Raw genomic sequence first — 21,835 nt, forward strand, 5'->3', positions numbered from 1 at the left:
GCGGGGATGTTTACCGAGTCAGCTGCGCACGAATGCCAACAGCAGCGCGTAATCATTGGCGTCGGCAGCGCGAAGCGCCTGGATGTAGCGTTGGCGAACTTCGTTCACGATCACCAGGTTACCGCGCCCCCAGGAGAAGGGAGCAAGACCACATTGCCTCAGCAGGCAATCGGTCATGAGGCGAGCATGTCTACCGTTGCCATTGGGGAAAGCGTGTAGCCACACAAGTCGATGATGAAAGCGCACGGCAATCTCTTCTGGCGGGAATATGTTGTGCTCCAGCCAGTAAGCCACGTTGTCGAGCAATTGACGCAAGTTGACGGCAATCTGTGTCCAGTCACAGCCAATGTTTTTATCTGATTTTCGGAAAGTACCGGCCCACTTCCAAGTGTCGTCGAACATTTTCACGTGGAGTTCGCGGCAGAAATGATCATTCAGCACATCCAGCTTTTTTTGCCGAGCTACCCAACGCGAGGCTTTGAAGATGTTTTGCGCCTCCCATTCATCCAATTCGCCTTGGGTGGCGATGTGTCTCGGTTTCAGCCCAGCGACTTCGTCCGGATCGAGCGGGGTTTGACCTGGTTTAAGTTCCAGTTCTATTGCCATAGGCGTGTCCATGGACCGTCGAGCAATTCTTTGCGACGTTCATCAATCTGACGTTCGATGAAGGCATCAGAAGGACGTTGATCTTCGAGGCTCATGGAATGTGCGACGCCTAGGATTTCTTGCTTGGCCATGAGTTCAGCTCGGTCTCGGATGACTTCATGCAGGGGCTTTTTGGGGACCAGGCCGTACACGAGTTCACAGTCCAGTGCTGCTGCTAGCTTTCTCAGCTGTGCAAGCGATATCCGATCTTCAGCTTCGGAACGCTCGGACTTGGTCAACGTCACTGAAGACACGCCCGCCATTTCGGCCTGGGCTCTTAATGAGCGACCCAACGATTCTCTGATAGACCGCAACCATCCGCCTGGCGGAACGGGTGCGCCTTTAACGGTGTTAAAGGGTTCAATAGCGCGTTCTACCTGAGAAAGGCGCAGCTTGTAGAGGTTGGAAGTACCCATGATGAAAGACCTTTGTAAGCCTATAGGCTATCAATATTGAAATAAATATTAGCCTATAGGCATACAGTAAGTACAAAAAATAAGCCTATAAGCTAACAAAATACAGGATTCTGTTTGCCTATAGGCTTACAAAGCAATTCCATTTGTTAGCTTTCAGAAGTTCAGGTCCACCAGTAGCGCACGAGGTGGAAGAAAATCGGCGCCGCAAAACACACCGAATCCAGCCGATCCAGCATCCCGCCGTGGCCTTCGATCATATGCCCCCAATCCTTCACCCCCCGGTCGCGCTTGATCGCCGACATGACGATGCCGCCAGCGAAGCCGAGCAGGTTGATCAGCAAGGCGATCAGGAACGACTGCCACGGGTTGAACGGCGTGGTCCACCACAGCGCCGCACCGATCAGGGATGACAGCAAAATCCCGCCGACAAAGCCTTCCACTGTTTTGGATGGCGACAGGTTGGGCGCGATCTTGTGTTTGCCGAACAGCTTGCCGCACACGTACTGCAGCACGTCCGAGAGTTGCACCACGATCACCAGGTAGGCGATCAGTAGCAGGTTGCGGCCTTCGTAGCCGGGGATGTCGAGGGTCAGCAGGGCGGGCACGAACGACACGCAGAACACTGCGATCATCAGCCCCCATTGCACTTTGGAGGCGCGTTCGAGGAAGTGCGTGGTGTCGCCGCCCAGAGAGGCGAGGATCGGCAGCAGCAGGAACACGTACACCGGGATAAAGATCGAGAACAACCCGTACCAGTCCGAGTAGATCAGCAGGTATTGCAACGGCAATGCCAGGTAGAACGCGGCCACCAGGGCCGGGTAGTCGCTGCGCCGGGTCGGCGTGAGGGTGAGGAATTCGCGCAGGGCGTAGAACGACACCGCGTAGAACAGCAGGATCACCGCACCGGTACCGAGCCAGAAGGCGATACCGATGACCACCACCATCACCCACCAGGCGTTGATGCGGGCGTTGAGGTTGTCGATCACGGCATTGGGGGTGCCACGGGTGCGCAGTTTGAGGATCAGGCCGATCAGCGAGGCGAGCACCAGTATCGCGCCGATGCCGCCGAATAACATCAGGGTTTGGCTATCCATCTCAGGAATGCTCCGGGGCGAGGGCGAGCAGGGCGTCGCGGGTTCGGGCAAGGAACGCGGCTTTGTCTTCGCCTTCTTCCAATTGCAAGGGAGCGCCGAAGCTGGTGGTGCACAGCAAAGGCAACGGCAGCACGCGGCCCTTGGGCATGACCCGGTTGAGGTTGGCGATCCACACCGGGATCAATTCGGCCTGTGGGTAACTTTTGGCCAGATGGTAGATGCCGCTTTTGAACGGCAGCAAGCCGTCCTCCAGGTTGCGCGTGCCCTCGGGAAAGATGATCAGCGAGTCGCCGCCCTCCAGCGCGGCGAGCATTGGCTGCAGGGGGTTATCCACAGGGTCCTTGCGCTCGCGGTCGATCAGCACGCCATTGAACACGCGGTTGATGATGTAGCGTCGCAGGGCGCTTTTATTCCAGTAATCGCTGCCGGCCACCGGGCGCGTGAATTTGCGCAGGTTCTGCGGCAGCGAGGCCCACAGCAGTACGAAGTCGCCGTGGCTGCTGTGGTTGGCGAAATAGATACGTTGCACCGGCACTGGCGCGCAACCCAGCCACAGGCTGCGGGCGCCGGTGACGGTGCGGGCCATGGAGGTAATCAGCGTGGCGACCACGGGTTCGAACATGGGGATTCCTTATGCGGCGAAAGGCAGCCAGGGGCTGGCGAGGATCACGGCGAGGGTCAGCAGCGCTTGCGCGCCCAGCAGCCAGGCTTGTTTGCGCAGCAATTTGAGGGCGCCGCGACGGCGCTCGTCCCAGGGCCGGCCGGCCCGCTTGGGCGATTGCAGGCCAAGGGTTTGCAGGGCTTGATCGAGGTCCGCCGTGCGCTCTATGTCGCGGGCCAGCAGGGCGAACAGGTCGGCATCAAAGGCCACCCGCAGCGCCCAGTACTTTTGCAGCAGCCCCAGGATAATCATCCACAGGCTGAGCAGCAGGCAGATGCTTGAAACACTCGCCATCAGCAACTGGGCCAGGCCGAATAACACCCCGGCCACGGTCAGGCCTGTGGATAACTGATCCAGTGAACGGCCACGGCGCAGCAGGCTGGCGACCACCTGGAGTTCCATATCAGCGGGCATGAGGCAAACCCTCCAACGCTTGACGATGAGCGGGATGCAGGACCACATGGGCCCGCGCTGTACGAATAATAGCCAGCGCTTGGTCCACCGTGGCAGCGCGCCCACTGTGCAGCAGCCAGGCGGCGATGGCGGTGGCGCTGCGTGAGTAGCCAAGGGCGCAGCACACCAGCACCGGGCCGCTTGCACGCAGGCGCTCGATGGCCTCGGCGGCTTGCTGGCAGTCGGCGGGTGTCGGGGCGATCAGGTCCAGCACCGGGATGCTTTGATACGCGCGGCCCTGTGGATTAATCGGCAATTCGGCACAGAGGTCGACGATGGCGCTGAATGAATTCTGCTCTTTCGCACTGGGAATCCGACCAAGCCACACGTTATCCACAATCAGGTCCGGCTGTGGATGTTTGCGTGTCCACAGGCGCGAATTTATCCACGCACCGGCCAGGTAGGGGGCATACAGCCAGCGCGCCGCGGGTGTGAGCCGGCCATCGCTGCGTTTCTGAAAGCCCGACGCGCCGAGCACCAGGTAATTCGCCTTGATCAAGCCCAGGGACACCGCCGGCCAGAGCAGCCATAACCAGCCGCCGCCCAGGGAAAACGCCAGAATCGCCAGTGCCAAGGCTCCCAGGCCGTAGCGCAGGCCCACGCGCCAGCGCTTCGAATCCCGGGTCAGCCGTGCATTCAGCAAGGGGCTGGGGTGTTCCACCGGCCACAGCCACACGCATATCCAGCCGGCGAGGGCGCCTGTGGGTAAGTCGATAAAGTGATGTTGATAAGTGGTCAGCACCGAAATACCGATCAAGGCGAACCAGCCATGCACCAGCCAGCGCCATAACCCTTGGGTGTGGCGCTGATACATGACCCACAGGATCACCAGCAGCGCGATATGCAGCGAGGGCGCCTGGTTGAACGGTTTGTCGAAACCCGCCAGCACGGCAAACAGCCAGCCGAACACACCATCCAGCTCCGGCCGCTCGAAGGTGAAGCGCAGCGGCCAGATCAGGAAGCAACTCACGGCGATGACCTGCGCGCTCAGCAGGCGCAGCGCGTGTTGCTTCAGCTCATGGCGGCTGTTGGGCAGCAGCAGGGAGAAACCGTAAAGCAGGTCGATGGACCAATAGGGCACGATGGTCCAGGCCCAGAACGGCATATGGGTTTCCCAGCCGAACACCAGGGTGCCGACATCGCTGCGCTGGCTGGTGACCCAGGTGGCGAAGCCGTAGGTGCTGAAAAACAGCGGCGCCAACAGCAGCAGCCACAGCACCGCTGGTTTCAATAGACCGGGTTCGCGCATGGTCAGATCTTCTGGGCCAGGGACACGGTAAAGATGCCCCACTCATCCACACGTTGGGTGATCTTGCGAAAGCCCGCGGCTTCTACCAGTTGGTCCATTTCCGCCTGGCTGCGGCGGCGCATCACCCAGGCCTGGCCCTGGCGATGGCTGGTCAGTGCGCGGGCGATCAGTTCCAGTTGCGGGTGCCATGGCTGGCCGGTGTAGACCAGGTAACCGCCGGGCTCCACGGCTTCGGCCAGGCCGGCCAACGAACCGCCGACCATGGCGTTATCGGCAAACAATTCATACAGCCCGGACACCACCGCCAGCGTCGGCTTGGGTTGCAGTGCCGCCAAATCCAAGCGGTCAAACGCATCGCCTTTGACGAACTGCGCGACGTCTCCCAGGCCCTTCTCACGAATCAGCGCGCCACCGTCGCGCACGTTGATGTCGCTGTAGTCGCGCAGCAGGATCGATTCCGGCAGCGGCGACACGCCCTGCAAGGCTTCAAGAATGTAGCGCCCGTGGCCGGCGGCGATGTCGACGATGCGCACTTCGCGCTGTTCATCCCTCAGCTTGGCCATGGCCAGGCGCAGCAGTTCCTCGACGTTCAGCTTGCGCTGGCGAATACCGCGCCAGCCGATGGAGTTGAGGTAGTTGGTGTCGATCATGCGGCCCAGCCTGCCTTTGCCGGTGGGCGTGTTGCGGTACACGTAGTCCAGGGTGCTGCCGGAGTCGAAGCCGGTGTCGAAGCCCAGCTTGACGCCGTCCGACAGGTTCTTGCCCAGGCCCATGCTGGCGCGGGTCAGGCGCCAGTACAGGTCGCGCAGGGAATTGCGCGGCAAGGGCGCAGCGAGGGATTCGGATTCGGCGCAGGTGGCACCCAGTTTGTCGGCGTCCAGCAGGGACGCACGGTCCAGCGGGTGTGCGAAGTTCTGCAGGATAAAGCGCCTGGCGCTGCTCACGGCCACCGCGCGGTCACGCTCGCCGAGGGTGTCGTGGAAAAAACCGGGGAGGATATGCAGTTCTTTTTTCAGGCTGCCAAGGCGGTCGAAAAATTGCTGCTGGGGTTTGCGGTGCACCACAAAATCGGCGCCCGAGACCAGCAGTTGGGTCGGCACCTGGATCGCCTGGGCATCGGCGACAACCCGGTCGGCGGCTTCGTACAGGCCCAGCAGCACGTTCACCGAGATGGCCTTGGTGATCAACGGGTCGCTGTCGTAGGACGCCACGCGCTCCGGATCATGGCTGAGGAACTTGGCCTTGACGTAGCTGTTGACGAAGAAGTTGCCGCGAAACCTGCGCATGAGCGCCAGGCCCGGCCGGGCAAAGGGCACGTACAGCTTGACCTTGAACGCCGGGGACGCCAGCACCAGGGCGCGGATTTTCGGCGCGTAGTCATGCACCCAGGTGGCTGCGATCACCGCGCCGACACTTTGGGCAATCACGGCACAGTCTTCTTCCTCGATGCCATAGGTGGCGCCGATATGGTCGCGGAAGGTCTGCACATCACGGGCGCTGGTGGCGAAGCTCGGGCTGTCGCCGCGTTCGCCGGGCGATTGGCCGTGACCGCGGGAGTCCCAGGCGAAGAAGTCGAACTGCGGCAAGTCCAGTTCATCCACCAGGTGCGCGATACGCCCCGAGTGCTCATGGCCGCGATGGAACAGCAGGATCGCCTTGCGCGGCTCGCCGTCCGCCGGCGCGCTGGCCGGCCAATGACGGTAGAAAAGCTCGACGCCGTCATGGGTACTGAAGGTGTGCTCTTGCTGTTCGCGCATTGCAAAATCCTTATGCAGAAGGGGAGATAGGTTGTTCTTCTTTCAAGCCCTGGCGCACCCGGTTGACCAGGGTGTAGGCGAGCAGGGCGGCGACCAGCCACATCACCGTGTCGATCCAACCGGCGCCGAGCCAGCCCAGCGCCACACCAGTGGCCAGCACGCCGAGGACAAACGCGCGGTCACTCTTGCCCATCGGCCCGTCATAGCGCCGTGACGCGCCGACCATCGGCCCCAGCACCCCGGCGTATTCGCTGAACACCGCCAGCAGCGCTACCAGCAGCACCGGCACCAGGCTCACGCCGGGGATCAGCGCGAAGGGCAGGATCAGCGCACTGTCGGCAATCACGTCGCACAATTCATTGAGGTAGGCACCCAGGCGCGACTGCTGGCCGAACTCCCGGGCGAGCATGCCGTCGATGGCGTTGAGGGCCATGCGCAGGATCATCCACAGCGGGATCAGCGCAAACAGCCACAGGTGTTGGGCGAAGCTGGCGATCAACAGGCCGACCAGCAGGGAAATAACCCCGGCCAGCACGGTGATCTGGTTGGCCGTGGTGCCATTGTCATAGAGGCGCTGCACGAGTGGGCGCAGCAGGTTCTGAAACCGCGGTTTGAGCTGATAGATCGAAATCATGGGGGTGACGCTTCCTTGTCCGAGAGCCCGCGAAAAACTGCCTGGAGTGTGCCGATTATTCATGGCCTATACCAGTGATGGCGCGTGTTTATGGGGGTTTAGTCACGATCTGGAAAGCACTGAGGGACAAATGTGGGAGGGGGCTTGCCCCGATGGCGGTCTACCTGTTGATGCATATGCCGGCTGACCCACCGCCATCGGGAACAAGCCCCCTTCCACAGGAGATTTTTGCCATGTTCAAAAACCCTGTTTAACGAACAAAAATTTCACGCCACGTGTTATATCGTAACGAATTGTGTACAAGCGGGCGTGAGTGGATGCAAGTGGATCTAGAGGCGGACGGCGCTTCGGTTGAAGGCCTGCCGCGTTTTCAGCAAGGGCTGTTCCATGCCCGCCGATTGCGGCAAGCCGGTATCAGCCTGACAGTACTGGCCGTAGTCGGTTGGGTGCTGGCGTTGTTTGTCGCGCTGTTTGCACCGTTGTCGATCTGGCCGGTGGTGTTGATCAACTGCGCATCGGCCCTGCTGGTGCTGGTGGCAGGGCTGCAGTCGGCGTGGTGGGTGGCCGATTGGCGGGCCCAGGCGCTGGAAGGGCCGGCAATCGAATTACCCGTTGAAGAAACGGGTCGTTACGCACGCCTTGTGGGGCGCTTTGGCCGGCAGATCGGCGCCCCGGTCTTGTGGCTGGGCGGCTGGTCGCTGCTGGCGCTGGTCAGCATCATCGAATTCTGGAACCTGGGCCTGCCCTCGGCGCCTGTCGGCCAAGCGGCCAGCGTGGGGGCTGCGTTGGCCTTGGCCCTGGCGTTTGGCTTGTTGGTGTTCGAACGGCGCCTGGCTCAGGAAACCACGGCCCAGTGGCCGGAAGCCGCGCAACTGGCGCAGTTGAGTCGGGTGGCGATTATCTGCCTGGTGGTCAGTGCCATTTGCCTGCTGTTTGCCGGGGCCGAGTCGGTCTGGCCGTTGCGCCTGGCGGTGCTGGTGGGGCTGTTGCCGGCGCTGGTGGCGGTGGAGTTTCTATTAAGAGGCCTGCTGTCGCTGTTCAGCCCGCGCCAGCCGCGCCTTGAACCACGCCTGATGGCGCAGAGTTTCATCGCCGGGTTGCTGCGCTGGCCGCCACAACCGCTGCTGGCGTTGCAGCACGAATTACACAACCGTTTCGGCATCGACCTGCGCCAGATCTGGGCGTTTACCTACATGCGCCGCGCGTTTTTGCCGGTGTTGCTGGTGGTGCTGGCGGTCGGCTGGGCGCTGACCGGTGTGCATGAAGTGCCCCTGCAAGGCCGTGGGATTTATGAGCGCTTTGGCAAACCCGTCAAGGTGTTCGGCCCTGGCCTGCATGCCGGGTTGCCGTGGCCTTTGGGCCGTGTGTTAAGCATCGAGAACGGCGTGGTGCATGAGTTGGCCACCAGCGTCAGCGAGGCCGCCGCACCGGAGTTGGCGCCTGCCGAAGGCCCGGCACCGCTGGTTGCCAATCGGCTGTGGGATGCCAGCCATGTGAATGACAAATCCCAGGTGATCGCCAGCAGCAGCGGCGACAAGCAGAGCTTCCAGATCGTCAATATGGATGTGCGCTTCGTTTACCGCATCGGCCTCACCGACCAGGCCGCACTCGCCGCCACCTATAACAGCGCGGATGTGCCGACCCTGATCCGCAGCACCGCCAGCCGCATCCTGGTACACGATTTTGCCTCGCGTACCCTCGACGAATTGCTCGGCGAACAACGCACGCGCCTGGCCGACGAAATCGGCCGCGCCGTGCAGGCGGATTTGCAGACACTCGACAGCGGTGTGGAAATCCTCGCCACTGTCGTGGAAGCCATCCACCCACCGGCCGGCGCCGCCAATGCCTACCACGGCGTGCAAGCCGCGCAGATCGGCGCCCAGGCCCTGATCTCCCGCGAGCGCGGCGCCGCCAGCGAACACACCAACCAGGCCTTGCTGCAAGCCAGCACCGCCCGCGACCAGGCCTTGGCCACCGCCCGCGAAGTGAATGCCGGTGCCCAAGCGGCCGACCTGCGCTTTACCGCCGAACAAAAGGCCTACGCCGCGGCCGGTCGGGCCTTTGTGCTGGAACAGTACCTGGGCCAACTCAGCCTGGGCCTGGCCCACGCCAAGCTGCTTATTCTGGATCACCGCCTGGGCGCCGATGGCGCGCCGACGATTGATCTGCGTTCTTTTACTTTGCCGGCCGACCCTTCGCTGCCGCGTAAAGCCGTTCAATAAGGAGTCTGTCTGTTGAGCGCTCATTCTCACGATCATGGTCACCACCACGGCCACCATCACCATCATCACGGTGATGAACAGGCGGCGGGTCCTTTCCCTTGGCGGCGTATGGCCTGGGCGGTGTTGCTGGTGCTGTTCGCGGTGGCGGCGGCGAGCCTGGTGCAGGTGCGCTCCGGCGAGGCCACGGTGATTACCCGCTTCGGCAACCCGTCGCGGGTGTTGCTGGAACCGGGCCTGGGCTGGCGTTGGCCGGCGCCGTTCGAGGCGGCGATCCCGGTGGACTTGCGCCTGCGCACCACCTCCAGCGGCTTGCAGGATGTGGGCACGCGCGACGGCCTGCGGATTATCGTGCAGGCCTATGTGGCGTGGCAGGTGCAGGGCGATGCCGACAATGTGCAGCGCTTTATGCGCGCCGTGCAGAACCAGCCGGATGAGGCCGCGCGGCAGATCCGCACCTTCGTCGGCTCGGCGCTGGAAACCACGGCGGCCAGCTTTGATTTGTCCAGCTTGATCAACACTGAGGCCAGCCAGGTGCGCATTGCCGATTTCGAGGCGCAGCTGCGCCAGCAGATTGATCAACAATTGCTCACCACCTATGGCGTGCGCGTGGCGCAGGTGGGGATCGAGCGCCTGACGTTGCCGTCGGTCACACTCACCGCCACCGTCGACCGCATGCGTGCCGAGCGCGAAACCATCGCCACCGAACGCACGGCCGTGGGCAAGCGCGAGGCCGCGCAGATTCGCTCTGCGGCTGAGCGTGACGCGCGCATCGTGCAGGCCGATGCCACGGTGAAAGCCGCCGACATCGAAGCCCAGTCACGGGTCGAAGCCGCGCAGATTTATGGGCGTGCCTACGCCGGCAATCCGCAGCTGTATAACTTGCTGCGTTCCCTGGATACCTTGGGCACGGTCGTGACCCCGGGCACCAAAATCATCCTGCGCACCGACGCCGCGCCCTTTCGCGCGTTGGTGGACGGGCCCAAGGACGTTCAGCCATGACCGAGCGTGACAGCCCGGACAGCCCCTGGATCCAGGCCGGGCGCCTGACGTTCCTGGCGTTGTACGCGGTGACGGTGTTGGCCGCATTGGCATGGGCGTTTTCCAATGTGCGGCAGATCGACCCGCAGAACCGTGCGGTGGTGCTGCACTTCGGCGCCCTCGACCGCATCCAGAATGCCGGGCTGCTGCTGGCCTGGCCGCAGCCGTTCGAGCAGGTGGTGTTATTGCCGGCGGCCGACCGGGTGATCGAGCGTCGGGTGGAGAACCTGTTACGTTCCGATGCGGCGGTGCAGGCTGATCGTGTGGCCAGTTTCGCCACGCCCTTGAGCGATGCCCTGGCCGGCTCCGGCTACCTGCTGACCGGCGATGCCGGAGTGGTGCAGCTGGATGTGCGGGTGTTCTACAAGGTCACCGAACCCTACGCCTTTGTGTTGCAGGGCGCGCATGTGCTGCCCGCCCTGGATCGCCTGGTGACCCGCAGCGCCGTGGTCCTGACGGCGGCGCGCGATCTGGACACGATCCTGGTGGCGCGCCCCGAATTGATCGGTACCGACAACGGCGCCGCCGAGCGTCGCGAGCGGCTGCGGGGTGACTTGGTGCAAGGCGTCAACAAGCGCCTGGCCGAGTTGGCCGCCACCGGTCTGGGGCTGGGCATCGGGGTGACGCGGGTCGATGTGCAATCGAGCCTGCCGGGCCCGGCGGTGAACGCATTCAACGCCGTACTCACCGCCAGTCAACAAGCCGACAAAGCCGTGGCAAACGCCCGGACCGAAGCGGAAAAACTCACCCAGACCGCCAACCAGCAGGCCGACCGCCTGGTGCAGGTCGCCCACGCCCAGGCCAGTGAACGCCTGGCCAATGCCCAGGCGCAAACGGCCACGGTCGCCAGCCTGGCCCAGGTCAAAGACCCGGGCTTGCTGTTGCGCCTGTACCGCGAGCGTATGCCGAAGATTCTCGGCCAGGCCGGTTCGGTGACCACGGTCGATCCTAAAGACGACTCCCGCTTGATCATCCAGGGAGCCGAACAATGAGCGCACCCATGCTGACCTCCGCCGAGCAGCGCAGCGCTGCCCGGCAATTGACCCTGGCCATGCTCGCCCTTGGCTTGCTGATGCTGGGGCTGGTATGGCGCTGGCTGGCGCCGGACCAGACGGGCGTCAGCCAGTTGCTGCTCGGTGTGGCCTCGTTGCTGGTGGCGGTGCCGGTGATGCGCTCGGCCTGGTACAGCCTGCGTTTTCCCAGCCTGCATGGCATTACCGACCAACTGATCGCCCTGGCGATGCTCGGCGCCTGGGCCACCGGCGATCTGCTGACCGCCGCGCTGCTGCCGATCATCATGATCTTCGGCCACGTATTGGAAGAGCGCAGCGTGATCGGCTCCCAGGAGGCGATTCATGCCCTGGGTAAACTGACCCGCAGCCATGCGCGGCGGGTGCAGGTCGACGGCAGCATCATCGAAGTGGATAACGGAACGCTGAGCACCGGCGATATCGTCGAGGTGCGTGCCGGTGATCGGGTGCCCGCCGATGGCGTGGTGCTGTCGGGCCAGGCGAGCCTGGACACGGCGCCGATCACCGGTGAGTCGGTGCCGTTGGAAGCCAGTGTGGGTGTGCAGGTGTTTGGCGGGGCGATCAACCTCGATGGCCTGTTGCGCCTGCAAGTGACGCGCACCGGCAACGAGTCGACCCTGGGCAAAGTCATCGCGCTGATGCAAAACGCCGAACGTTCCAAGCCGCCGATCACGCGGCTGCTGGAGCGTTACGCGGGCAGCTATATGGTGTTGGTGTTGCTGCTGGCGGCAGTGACCTGGTTTGTGACCAATGACGCCCAGGCGATGCTCGCGGTGCTGGTGGCGGCGTGCCCATGCGCCCTGGTGCTGTCGGCACCGGCGACGGCGATTGCCGGGATCGCCGTGGCGGCCCGGCATGGGATCCTGATTCGCAGCTCGGCGTTCCTCGAAGAGTTGGCGGACCTGACCTCGCTGGTGGTGGACAAGACCGGCACCCTGACTTTTGGCACCCTGCGTTTGCAGTCCATCGAGACCTCGTCGACCGACCGCCAGGCGCTGCTCAACCTTGCGGCCAGCCTCGGTTCGGCCAGTAGCCACCCGGTCAGCCGTGCGTTGGCGGGCTTGGCGACTCAGGCGCAAATGCTGGCGCTCACGGATATTCGCGAGCGCCAGGGCTTGGGCGTTGTGGCACAGACCGAGCAGGGCGAAGCGGCGTTGGGCCGTCCCGAGTTGTTCGAGCAATTGGGTATTGTCACGACGACGGTGCCGAACCATGACGGCCCGATTGCCGGGCTGGCCCTGAACGGGCAGTTTCTGGCCTGGCTGCTGCTGGCCGACAGCGTCAAGCCGGAGGCGCGCCAGGCCCTGCAAGAGTTGCGGGATTTGGGCCTGGGTCGTCAACTGCTGCTCACTGGCGACCGTCAAAGCGTGGCCGACAGCCTGGCGCTGGACGTGGGCATCAGCGATGTCGAAGCCCAGGCGTTGCCGGAAGACAAGCTCAACCGCGTGCTGGGGGAAATCGGCAGCGGCTTCCGGCCCATGGTGGTCGGTGATGGGATCAACGATTCCCTGGCGCTCAAGGCTGGCGTGGTTGGGGTGGCCATGGGCGCGGGTGGGGCGGACATTGCGCTGGCCTCGGCGGATGTGGTGTTGATCGGCAGCGACCTACGGCGCCTGGGCACCTGTGTGCGCTTGAGTCGCCAGTGCCGGCGTACGTTGCAGGTCAACGTGGTCATCGGCCTGGGCTGGACCTTGGCCATCGTGGTGTTTGCCGCCTTTGGCTGGTTGGGTGCTGCGGGGGCGATGATTGCGGCGGTGTTGCATAACCTCAGCACCTTGCTGGTACTGGGCAATGCCGGGCGTTTGCTGCGGTTTCAGGAGCCGCTGTCGAAGCTTGAGGATTAATTTCAGAAATATTTGCATACGGCTGTAACGCCGATAAGGGGCCTCACTCTAGTGCTGTGTCGAGACTGGGCAATCCGTTCAGACCGACGCCACTACCGATCACGAGGAATACGAGAATGAAGATTAAATCCGCTGCTGCTGGTGCTGCCCTGGCGATGGCCGCCGCCACCATGTTTGCTGGTGTTGCGACCCAGGTACAAGCCGCCGATGCGCAAGTGCATTGCTACGGCGTGACGTCCTGCAAAGGCATGAACGACTGCAAAACCGCTGAAAACGCCTGCAAAGGCCAGGCGGTGTGCAAGGGCCACGGCTTCAAGGCCATGACCAAGGCCGCCTGTGACGCAGCGGGCGGCAAAGTCGGCGAATAACCGGCAAACGAGTGCAACCGCAGTGGCAGTCCCCACCGCTGCGGACACTTTGCCCAGGAGCGAGTCATGTCCGCGTCCCTTCCAAGTCTGGGTTACGGCCTGGGTTTACGCAGTGAGTACTACCAGCAGATCCTTGAACAAGCGCCGGCCGTGGATTGGTTCGAAGTGATCTCCGAGAACTATCTGGTGCAGGGCGGTAAAGCCTTGTACTACCTGGATGCGATAGCCGAGCGTTACCCGTTGGTGATGCACGGTGTGTCCCTGTCCATCGGCGGCCCCCACCCCGTCGACATGGACTACCTGAAACACCTCAAGCAGCTCGCGGAGCGTATCCAGCCCGCGTGGATTTCCGATCATTTGTGCTGGAGCCGTGGCAGCGCGCACCAGTTGCATGACCTGCTGCCCCTGCCTTACACCGAAGAAAGCCTCTACTACGTAGCTGCTCGCGTTCGCCAAGTGCAGGATGTGTTGCAGCGCCCGCTGGTGCTGGAAAACGTATCCAGTTATGTGCGTGCCAAGGCGGACGAATTCACCGAATGGGAATTCCTCAATGCCCTGGCCCACCTGTCGGGCTGCCAGTTGCTGCTCGACGTTAACAATGTGTATGTCAGTGCGCGCAACCATGGCTTCGATGCCTGGACCTTTATCCGCAACCTGCCGCCCGACAGCATCCGCCAGCTGCATCTGGCCGGGCATATGGATTACGGCGACTACGTGGTCGATACCCACGACCATCCGGTGTGCGACCCGGTGTGGGCGTTGTATCAACAGACCCTGGAGCATTTGGGGCCGGTCTCGACGCTGTTGGAGCGCGATGACCATTTCCCGCCGTTCGAAGCGCTGCTCACCGAGCTGGAAAAGGCCCGGAAGCTGGGCGCCGCAGCCTTGGCCCGGAGGTCGTTATGCGCCTGACCGACTGGCAGTTGGCCTTTGAACAGCACTTGTCAGCGCAGACGCCGGATGCCAACAGTGGCTTTGCCGCCACGTTATTGGGCGGACCGACGCTGGATGTAGACACTGGCCTGGCGATCTATCACAACGCTTATCTGGCACGGCTGCAGGAGGTGTTGCGGCACGACTTCAGCGCCATCCGGTATTGGCTGGGGGATGATGAGTTTGCGCTGCTGACGCAAGCCTATGTGCGTCGTTATCCGTCGGCCCACTACAGCCTGCGCTGGTTGGGCGAGCGGTTTCCGGCGTTTATCCACGAGCACCTGGTGGCCGAGCAAAGTGCGCCGCTGGTTGAACTGGCCCAGTTGGAGTGGGCCTTCACCCTGGCGTTCGATGCGCCGCAGGGTGAGCCGCTGACCCAGGATGATATGGCGGTGCTGCCGCCCGAGGATTGGCCCGGTTTGCAGGTCTCCCTGACACCATCCGTACAGCAGCGGCTTTGCCACTTCAACACCGTGGCCATCTGGCGTGCCAGCAAGGATGGCGCGGATTTCCCCGACAGCCACACCTTGTACTTCGCACAGATCTGCCTGGTATGGCGCGATCAGAATGTGTGCCGTTATCGAAGCCTGGGACCGGCCGAGGCGTTTGCGCTGGCGGGGATGGTGACGACCGGTTGGCGCTTCGCAGAACTGTGTGCGCAACTGGCAGTCACTTATGGAGAGGGTGCACCACTGCAAGCGGTGACATGGCTGAAACAGTGGATCCAGGACGGTTTGCTCCAGCGCCGGGCCCCATAGAAGAACGCTATCAAATCGATAGCCTCCTACTTTTTCTCGGGATGGTCTACCCTCATTCCAGACGTCTGAAACAAGGGGGGACTACTCATGCTCGCGCAACTTCCACCGGCCTTACAGAATCTTCAGCTGCCGCTGCGTCTTCGACTCTGGGATGGCCATGAATTCAACTTGGGCCCCGAGCCCAGTGTGACCATCGTGGTGAAGGACCCCACGGTCGTGCCCCAACTGACCCATCCCACACTCGACTCGTTGGGTGAAGCCTTCGTCGAGGGCAAACTGGAGCTGGAAGGTTCCATCAGCGAAGTGATCCGGGTCTGTGATGAGTTGAGTCATGCCTTGGTCGAGGACGACGGCGCGAGTCTGCCGGTGCGCTCGATCCACGACAAGGCCACCGACGCCGCGGCTATTTCCTACCATTACGACCTGTCCAACGAGTTCTACCAGCTATGGCTGGACCAGGACATGGCGTACTCCTGCGGTTATTTCGAAACCGGCAGCGAATCCATCGACCAGGCCCAGCAAGACAAATTCCGCCACCTGTGTCGCAAGTTGCGCTTGCAGCCAGGCGAGTACCTGCTCGACGTAGGCTGTGGCTGGGGCGGCCTGGCACGTTTCGCAGCGCGTGAGTTCGGGGTGAAAGTGTTTGGTATCACCCTGAGCAAGGAACAGCTGGCATTGGCCAAGGAGCGGGTGAAAGCCGAGGGCCTGGAAGACCAGATCGACCTGCAACTGCTCGACTACCGCGATCTGCCCCAGGATGGTCGTTTCGATAAAGTGGTGAGCGTAGGCATGTTCGAACACGTCGGCCACGCCAACCTGGCGCAATACTGCAAGACCCTGTTTGGTGCCGTGCGCGAAGGCGGCCTGGTGATGAACCACGGCATTACCGCCAAGCACACCGACGGCCGGCCTGTTGGCCGTGGCGCCGGGGAGTTTATCGAGCGTTATGTGTTCCCCAACGGCGAACTACCCCATTTGGCGATGATGACCGCCGAGATCAGCGAAGTCGGGCTGGAAGTGGTCGACGTCGAAAGCCTGCGCCTGCATTACGCGCGCACCCTGGACCATTGGAGCGAGCGCCTGGAAGACAACCTGGAAGCGGCGGCGAAGCTGGTGCCGGAGCAGGCGTTACGCATCTGGCGGCTGTACCTGGCCGGGTGTGCCTATGCGTTTGCGCGGGGCTGGATCAACCTGCACCAGATCCTCGCGGTGAAGCCTCACGCGGATGGCAGCCATGAACTGCCGTGGACGCGGGAAGACATCTATCGCTGAGCTGATGTTCCAGAAAAGTGGAGATCCAAATGTGGGAGGGGGCTTGCTCCCTCCCACATTTTTTACCGCATTGGCCGTTAGAGAATCGGTGAGATCAAGCGCGCCACCCGCATGCCCAGTTGCTGCAGGCGGCGGGTCTCGCGGCTTTCTTCCTGGCTCACTTCATGGGCCTGGGCGAAGTCGTCCAGCAGCATCTGTTCCACCTGCTTGGCGAAGGCTTCGTCGACCGTCAGCAACATCACTTCGAAATTCAGCCGGAATGAACGGTTGTCCATGTTCGCACTGCCGATGGCGCTGATCTCGTTGTCCACCAGCACCACCTTCTGATGCAAAAAACCCGGCGTATAGCGGAACACCCGGACACCGGCGCGCACCGCTTCGATCGCATACAGGCTGGACGCGGCGTACACGATGCGGTGGTCGGGCCGCGATGGCAGCAACAGGCGCACGTCCACGCCCCGCAGGACCGCCAGGCGCAGGGCGGCGAACACCGCTTCGTCGGGGATGAAATATGGGCTGGTGATCCACACCCGCTCGGTGGCCGCATGGATGGCCTCGACGAAAAACAGCGAACAGGTTTCATACGGATCGGCCGGGCCGCTGGCGAGCAATTGGCAGAGCACGCCGTCTTCGGGGTAGGCGTCCGGCAGGATCAGCGGCGGCAGCTCGCGCGCGGCCCAGAACCAGTCCTCGGCAAACGACTCCTGCAAACACGCCACCACCGGGCCGGTGACTTGCACATGGGTATCGCGCCATGGTGCCAATGGCGGTTTTTTGCCCAGGTATTCATCGCCCACATTGTGCCCACCGACAAACCCGGTGACACCGTCCACCACCACGATCTTGCGGTGGTTGCGGAAGTTGACCTGGAAACGATTGAGCCAACCGCTGCGGGTGGCGAATGCCTTGACCTGCACCCCGGCGTCGCGCAGCGATTGCACGTACTGATGGGGCAGGGCGTGGCTGCCGATGCGGTCGTACAGCACGTAGATGCCCACGCCTTGGGCGGCCTTTTCCTTCAACAGCGCCTGTAACTGACGGCCGAGTTCATCGTCATGAATGATGAAGAACTGAAACAGCACGGCGGTTTTGGCACTGCGAATGGCGTCGAAGATTGCACTGAAAGTGGCCTCGCCGTTGATCAGCAAGCGCACTTCATTGTTTGCCAGGCACGGCATGCGCCCCAGCTTGGGCATGGCGCGTAACGAGGCGTAGGCGCTGGAGTTGCGCGCAGCGAGAGCCTCCTCGACCCAGGGGCGCCAGTTCAGCTCGGTGATCGCGGTGTGCATTTCCTGGTTGGCCTGGCGACGGGCCTGGATATACGCGTCGAAGGTGCTGCGGCCAAAGATCAGGTAGGGGATCAGGGTGAGATAGGGCATGAACATCAGTGACAGGGCCCAGGCGATCGAGCCTTGGGCGGTCCTGACGGTCAGCACCGCGTGGATCGCGGCGAGAGTCCCGAGAAAGTGCAGCGTGGCGATGAAGTAGGCGAGCAGGTGCGGGCCAAAGAAATCCATGGACGACGGTACTCCAGGCAATCCAATGCCTAACAGACCATGAACGGCTGCGAATGTCGCTATTTTATTTGGCGTGCAACACTGGCACTTTTGCGGCGTCTAACGCCCACAATTCCCCAGGAGTTCCCCAATGAATGCTCGTCTGCTTGGTTTGGCCATGGTTGTTGGTTTGTCGTTGCCGCTGGCAGCGCAGGCGCAGATGCTGGCGCCGGGCTTGTGGGAATTGACCACCAGCAACATGAAAGTCGATAACCAGGACCTGCCGGACCTGTCGCTGATCCTCGGTCAGCTCAAGCAGCAGATGACCCCCGAACAGCGCGCCATGCTGGAAAAACAAGGCATCACCATGGCCGGCAAAGGCGTGCAGGTGTGCCTCACCCCGGCACAAGTCGCCTCTGATTCGATCCCCCTGACCGACCCCCAATCGGGCTGCAAGCAGGAAGTGACCGACAAGACCGGCAACCAGTGGAAATTCCGCTTCAGTTGCCCCAAAGCCCAGGGCACCGGCGTCGCTACCTTCCAGAGCCAGAAAGAATTCACCACCACCGTCAACGGCACCTTCAATGCCACCGGCGTTCAGCAGAAGGGCAGCCTGGATACCCACGCCCAATGGCTGGGCACCGATTGCGGCACGGTCAAGCCTCGCGCTTAACCTGTAGGAGCGAGCTTGCTCGCGAAAAACCGGAGAGCGCCACCGGGTGTCAGGTCCCCTGCGTTATCGTTAACGCTCTTCGCGAGCAAGCTCGCGCCTACCTTAGGAAATGCAGCGGTAAACCCTGGCAGCTGTCGACCACCTGGCCGTTGTGCCAGGCCAGGTGGCCGGAGACCAGGGTGGTACTCACGCTGTGGCGAAAGCTGCGTTCGGCGAACGGTGTCCAGCCGCAGCGGGCAAGAATCGGCTCATCCCTGACCGGCTTTCCCTCGGGCTCCGGTTTGATCAGCACCAGGTCGGCCCAATACCCTTCGCGCAGGTAACCCCGGTCGGGGATGGCAAACAGGTCGGCGACACGGTGGCTGGTCTTGGCCACCAGGGTGGCCAGGGGCAGCAGCCCATCGGCGACCAATTCCAACAACGCCGGCAGCGCGTGTTGCACCAGGGGCAGACCCGCGGGCGCTTCACGATACCCCAACTGTTTTTGCGCCCAGGTATGCGGCGCATGGTCAGTGCCAATCACATCCAGACGATCACTCAGCAAGGCCAGGCGCAGGGCGTCGCGGTCGGCGCGGGTCTTGATCGCCGGGTTACATTTGATCTGGTGGCCGAGGCGGTGATAGTCACGGTCATCGAACAGCAGGTGATGCACGCAGACCTCAGCAGTAATGCGTTTTTGTGCGAGGGGTTTGTCTTCGAACAATGCCAACTCGCGGGCGCTGGTCAGGTGCAGTACATGCAGGCGCGTGCCGTGACGCTTGGCCAGTTCCACCGCGAAGGAGGATGAGCGATAGCAGGCTTCGGCATCGCGGATCAGCGGGTGGGCGACGGCGGGGATCCTGTCACCAAAGCGCTCACGCATGCGCTGCTCGTTGGCTTGGATGCTCGGCGTGTGTTCGCAGTGGGCCAGCAGAATGGTCGGCACTTCGGCAAACAGCCGTTCCAGGATCCGTGGGTCGTCCACCAGCATATTGCCGGTGGAGGCGCCCATGAACACTTTGACCCCGGCCACTTCGCGCGGGTCAAGGGCGGCGACGGTGTCGAGGTTGTCGTTGCTGACCCCGAAGTGAAAGCCGTAGTTGGCCACCGAGTGCAGGGCCGCGCGGCGCTTTTTATCGGCCAGGGCTTCCAGGTTCAGCGTGGCCGGGTTGGTGTTGGGCATGTCCATGACGCTGGTGATGCCGCCGGCTACCGCTGCGCGGGACTCGCTGTAGAAGCTGCCCTTGTCCGGCGCGCCGGGGTCGCGAAAGTGCACCTGGTCGTCAATCATGCCCGGCAGCAGCCACTGCCCGTGGGCGTCGATGGACACGGGCGCGGCGTTCCCGCCGATGCTGCTGGCGATCTTTTCGATACGGCCATGGGCGACCAGCACGTCGGCATCGAATTCCTGGCCCTCGTTCACCAGGCGGGCGTTGCGGATCAGCAGGCGGCTCATGGCTCAGAACTCGTTTTGCAGGGCTTTGTAACCGCGCACCAGGTCGACGTTGGTACGTGCCACGTCTTCGGAAAACTCCGAGGCACTGACACTCACCGGCGGGAATTGCGACAGGTCGGTATTCGGCCCGATGCGGGTGGTGGAGGGCACGTAGAAGGCGGCGGGCAAATCACGGCCGTCGACCACCGAGTTATGGCGCACCACGCAGCCATCGCCGACGACGCAGTTGAACAGCACGCTGTTGAAACCGATAAACACCCGGTCGCCGACGGTGCAGGGGCCGTGGACGATGGAGCGGTGGGCGATGGATGTAAATTCGCCTATCGTCACCGCCGCGCCGGACTTGGAGTGGATGACCACGCCGTCCTGGATGTTGGAATTCGCGCCGATGGTGATCGGGTCCATGGCGCCGCCGGCGTCGACTTCGTCGGCGCGGATCACGGCGTAGGGGCCGACAAACACGTTCTCGCCGATGATGACCTTGCCGCAGATGATCGCGGTCTTGTCGACGTAGGCCGATTCGGCAATCACCGGCAGATCACCGGAAGGGTTCTTGCGGATCATGCAACTGGCTCCGTAATGATGTGAACGTAGGCGCCCTCGATGGCGTTGTAGAAACAGGTGTGGCGGCCGGTGTGACAGGCCGGGCCTTGCTGGTCGACGATCAGCAGTACCGCGTCGCCGTCACAATCCAGGCGCGCTTCCACCAACTGTTGCCAGTGGCCGGAGCTTTCGCCTTTGCGCCACAGCTGTCGGCGCGAGCGCGACCAATAGCAGACCTGCCCGGTAGCCAGTGTTTCGTTGAGGGCCTGGCGATTCATCCAGGCCAGCATCAGCACTTCGCCGCTGCCATGTTGCTGGGCGATGGCGGCGATCAGGCCATCGCTGTTCCACGGCAGGGCGTCGAGCACGGCGGCGAGTGGAAAGCGGCTGCCGACGGCAGCCCCTTCCAGTTCGAGCATGCTCAGGGTCACGGCCTGCTCAACGCTGCGCACAGGGTGTTGAGGTTGTACTCGAACAGCCCGGTGAAGGTGCTCGCCGGGCCTTCGGCAGCCAGGGCGTCGGAGTACAGCGTGCCGCCAATCTGCGCGCCGCTTTCATCGGCGATCTGCTTGAGCAGGCGCGAGTCCTTGATGTTTTCCATGAACACCGCCTTGACCTTGTCCTTGCGGATCTGGGTGATCAGCGCGGCAACTTCGGCGGCCGAAGGTTCACGTTCGGTGGACAGGCCTTGTGGCGCCAGGAACTGGATGCCATAGGCCTGGCCCAGGTAACCGAAGGCGTCATGGGAGGTGACGATGCGACGGTTACCCGGTGGCAGCGCGCCGAACTTGGTCTTGGCTTCGGCCAGCAGGCGGTAGATTTCTTTCAGGTAGGCCTGGCTGTTGCGCAGGTAGTCGGCCTTGTTGGCCGGGTCGGCGGCCACCAGTGCCTTGGTGATGTTGTTCACATAGATTTCGGCGTTGGCCAGGTTGTGCCAGGCGTGCGGGTCGGGGATGGTTTCGCCGTCTTCCTCCATGGTGTGGGAGATCACACCTTTGCTGGCGGTGACCACCGTGGCCTTGGTTTCGGTGCTGGTGACCAGGCGGTCCAGCCACGGCTCGAAGCCCAGGCCGTTCTTGATGATCAGCTTGGCCTTGAGCAGCGCCTTGGCATCGTCCGGGGAGGGTTCGTAGGTATGGGCATCGGCGTCGGGGCCGACCATGTTGCTGATCTGGATGTGATCGCCACCGATCTGGTGGGTGATGTCATCGAGAATACTGAAGCTGGTAACCACCTGGAGTTTGTCGGCGGCCTGGGCCATCGACAACGGCAGCAGCAGACTGAACAGCACGAGTAGAGCGCGCATCGGGAAA

The 21,835-nt window shown here is 62.7% G+C and carries 22 protein-coding genes; 9 read left to right on the forward strand and 13 right to left on the reverse strand.

All coding sequences use genetic code 11. From position 1 onward, the window contains the following. Positions 1-18: 18 nt before the first annotated feature. The 8 genes from Q8X51_RS08930 to Q8X51_RS08965 form a co-directional block, all read right to left on the reverse strand. Positions 19-606 carry a mobile mystery protein B gene (locus tag Q8X51_RS08930; protein WP_407693740.1) on the reverse strand — a complete coding sequence of 196 codons (588 nt, stop codon included), beginning with the start codon at positions 604-606 and terminating at the stop codon, positions 19-21. Beyond that, entirely contained in the window at positions 597-1,061 is a 465-nt protein-coding gene (locus tag Q8X51_RS08935; protein WP_065926795.1) for a helix-turn-helix domain-containing protein, read from the reverse strand. The genes Q8X51_RS08930 and Q8X51_RS08935 overlap by 10 nt, the downstream gene beginning before the upstream one ends. A 161-nt stretch (positions 1,062-1,222) precedes the next feature. Beyond that, positions 1,223-2,155, reverse strand: a complete 933-nt coding sequence (locus Q8X51_RS08940) for a phosphatidate cytidylyltransferase (RefSeq protein WP_032885177.1) — start codon at positions 2,153-2,155, stop codon at positions 1,223-1,225. Position 2,156: 1 nt separating this feature from the next. Continuing rightward, positions 2,157-2,777 (reverse strand): lysophospholipid acyltransferase family protein, encoded by a 621-nt coding sequence (locus Q8X51_RS08945; protein ID WP_027608186.1) that lies wholly within the window; start codon positions 2,775-2,777, stop codon positions 2,157-2,159. A 9-nt stretch (positions 2,778-2,786) separates the two neighbouring features. Then, a complete protein-coding gene (locus Q8X51_RS08950; RefSeq protein ID WP_137211743.1) occupies positions 2,787-3,230 on the reverse strand; it encodes a hypothetical protein in 444 nt (147 codons plus the stop codon). Then, positions 3,220-4,518: a phosphatase PAP2/dual specificity phosphatase family protein gene (locus Q8X51_RS08955; protein WP_074848026.1), complete on the reverse strand. Its 1,299-nt coding sequence runs from the start codon at positions 4,516-4,518 to the stop codon at positions 3,220-3,222. Before Q8X51_RS08955 ends, Q8X51_RS08950 begins: the two co-directional genes overlap by 11 nt. A 2-nt stretch (positions 4,519-4,520) precedes the next feature. Then, complete coding sequence (locus Q8X51_RS08960) at positions 4,521-6,275, reverse strand: bifunctional alpha/beta hydrolase/class I SAM-dependent methyltransferase (RefSeq protein WP_065946440.1); 1,755 nt, start codon at positions 6,273-6,275, stop codon at positions 4,521-4,523. Between the two features lie 10 nt (positions 6,276-6,285). Continuing rightward, the gene (locus tag Q8X51_RS08965) at positions 6,286-6,909 is read right to left on the reverse strand and encodes a CDP-alcohol phosphatidyltransferase family protein (RefSeq protein WP_065926791.1); all 624 of its coding nucleotides are present in this window, start codon (positions 6,907-6,909) and stop codon (positions 6,286-6,288) included. Positions 6,910-7,226: 317 nt separating this feature from the next. Here Q8X51_RS08965 and hflK (Q8X51_RS08970) point away from each other — a divergent pair, with 317 nt between their 5' ends. The 8 genes from hflK (Q8X51_RS08970) to cfaB all read left to right on the forward strand — a co-directional run bounded on the left by hflK (Q8X51_RS08970) (position 7,227) and on the right by cfaB (position 16,375). Continuing rightward, positions 7,227-9,131 (forward strand): protease modulator HflK, encoded by a 1,905-nt coding sequence (gene hflK / locus Q8X51_RS08970; RefSeq protein WP_074848024.1) that lies wholly within the window; start codon positions 7,227-7,229, stop codon positions 9,129-9,131. A gap of 9 nt (positions 9,132-9,140) precedes the next feature. Further along, the gene (gene hflC / locus Q8X51_RS08975) at positions 9,141-10,130 is read left to right on the forward strand and encodes a protease modulator HflC (protein ID WP_161985718.1); all 990 of its coding nucleotides are present in this window, start codon (positions 9,141-9,143) and stop codon (positions 10,128-10,130) included. Then, positions 10,127-11,161 carry a protease modulator HflK gene (hflK, locus tag Q8X51_RS08980; RefSeq protein WP_407693739.1) on the forward strand — a complete coding sequence of 345 codons (1,035 nt, stop codon included), beginning with the start codon at positions 10,127-10,129 and terminating at the stop codon, positions 11,159-11,161. The genes hflC and hflK (Q8X51_RS08980) overlap by 4 nt, the downstream gene beginning before the upstream one ends. Then, a complete protein-coding gene (locus Q8X51_RS08985) occupies positions 11,158-13,044 on the forward strand; it encodes a cation-translocating P-type ATPase (RefSeq protein WP_065926787.1) in 1,887 nt (628 codons plus the stop codon). Before hflK (Q8X51_RS08980) ends, Q8X51_RS08985 begins: the two co-directional genes overlap by 4 nt. A 116-nt stretch (positions 13,045-13,160) precedes the next feature. Next, on the forward strand, positions 13,161-13,412 hold the full coding sequence (bufA2, locus tag Q8X51_RS08990; RefSeq protein WP_027608195.1) for a BufA2 family periplasmic bufferin-type metallophore: 252 nt from the start codon (positions 13,161-13,163) through the stop codon (positions 13,410-13,412). 66 nt (positions 13,413-13,478) lie between these two features. After that, positions 13,479-14,324 carry an MNIO family bufferin maturase gene (bufB, locus tag Q8X51_RS08995; RefSeq protein ID WP_065926786.1) on the forward strand — a complete coding sequence of 282 codons (846 nt, stop codon included), beginning with the start codon at positions 13,479-13,481 and terminating at the stop codon, positions 14,322-14,324. After that, a complete protein-coding gene (locus Q8X51_RS09000) occupies positions 14,315-15,103 on the forward strand; it encodes an HvfC/BufC family peptide modification chaperone (RefSeq protein ID WP_407693738.1) in 789 nt (262 codons plus the stop codon). The genes bufB and Q8X51_RS09000 overlap by 10 nt, the downstream gene beginning before the upstream one ends. 87 nt (positions 15,104-15,190) lie before the next feature. Further along, complete coding sequence (cfaB, locus tag Q8X51_RS09005) at positions 15,191-16,375, forward strand: C17 cyclopropane fatty acid synthase CfaB (protein ID WP_065926784.1); 1,185 nt, start codon at positions 15,191-15,193, stop codon at positions 16,373-16,375. A gap of 77 nt (positions 16,376-16,452) precedes the next feature. Here cfaB and cls read toward each other — a convergent pair whose 3' ends face one another. After that, complete coding sequence (cls, locus tag Q8X51_RS09010; RefSeq protein WP_065926783.1) at positions 16,453-17,892, reverse strand: cardiolipin synthase; 1,440 nt, start codon at positions 17,890-17,892, stop codon at positions 16,453-16,455. 130 nt (positions 17,893-18,022) lie between these two features. On the opposite strand from cls, the gene Q8X51_RS09015 reads away from it, so the two are divergent. Continuing rightward, the gene (locus Q8X51_RS09015; protein ID WP_027608200.1) at positions 18,023-18,544 is read left to right on the forward strand and encodes a DUF3617 domain-containing protein; all 522 of its coding nucleotides are present in this window, start codon (positions 18,023-18,025) and stop codon (positions 18,542-18,544) included. Between the two features lie 97 nt (positions 18,545-18,641). Here Q8X51_RS09015 and Q8X51_RS09020 read toward each other — a convergent pair whose 3' ends face one another. Genes Q8X51_RS09020 through Q8X51_RS09035 form a run of 4 tightly spaced genes read right to left on the reverse strand, consistent with a single transcriptional unit; the run spans position 18,642 to position 21,828 of the window. Continuing rightward, positions 18,642-19,979: a dihydroorotase gene (locus tag Q8X51_RS09020; RefSeq protein ID WP_407693737.1), complete on the reverse strand. Its 1,338-nt coding sequence runs from the start codon at positions 19,977-19,979 to the stop codon at positions 18,642-18,644. A gap of 3 nt (positions 19,980-19,982) precedes the next feature. After that, positions 19,983-20,543 (reverse strand): gamma carbonic anhydrase family protein, encoded by a 561-nt coding sequence (locus Q8X51_RS09025; protein ID WP_407693736.1) that lies wholly within the window; start codon positions 20,541-20,543, stop codon positions 19,983-19,985. Continuing rightward, positions 20,540-20,953: a phosphoribosyl-AMP cyclohydrolase gene (hisI, locus tag Q8X51_RS09030; RefSeq protein WP_407693735.1), complete on the reverse strand. Its 414-nt coding sequence runs from the start codon at positions 20,951-20,953 to the stop codon at positions 20,540-20,542. Before hisI ends, Q8X51_RS09025 begins: the two co-directional genes overlap by 4 nt. Continuing rightward, on the reverse strand, positions 20,950-21,828 hold the full coding sequence (locus Q8X51_RS09035; protein ID WP_065926781.1) for a metal ABC transporter substrate-binding protein: 879 nt from the start codon (positions 21,826-21,828) through the stop codon (positions 20,950-20,952). Before Q8X51_RS09035 ends, hisI begins: the two co-directional genes overlap by 4 nt. Positions 21,829-21,835 lie beyond the last annotated feature (7 nt).

It is taken from the genome of Pseudomonas sp. Yb2C2 (genome assembly GCF_052112325.1).
Taxonomy (GTDB): Bacteria; Pseudomonadota; Gammaproteobacteria; order Pseudomonadales; family Pseudomonadaceae; genus Aquipseudomonas; species Aquipseudomonas marginalis.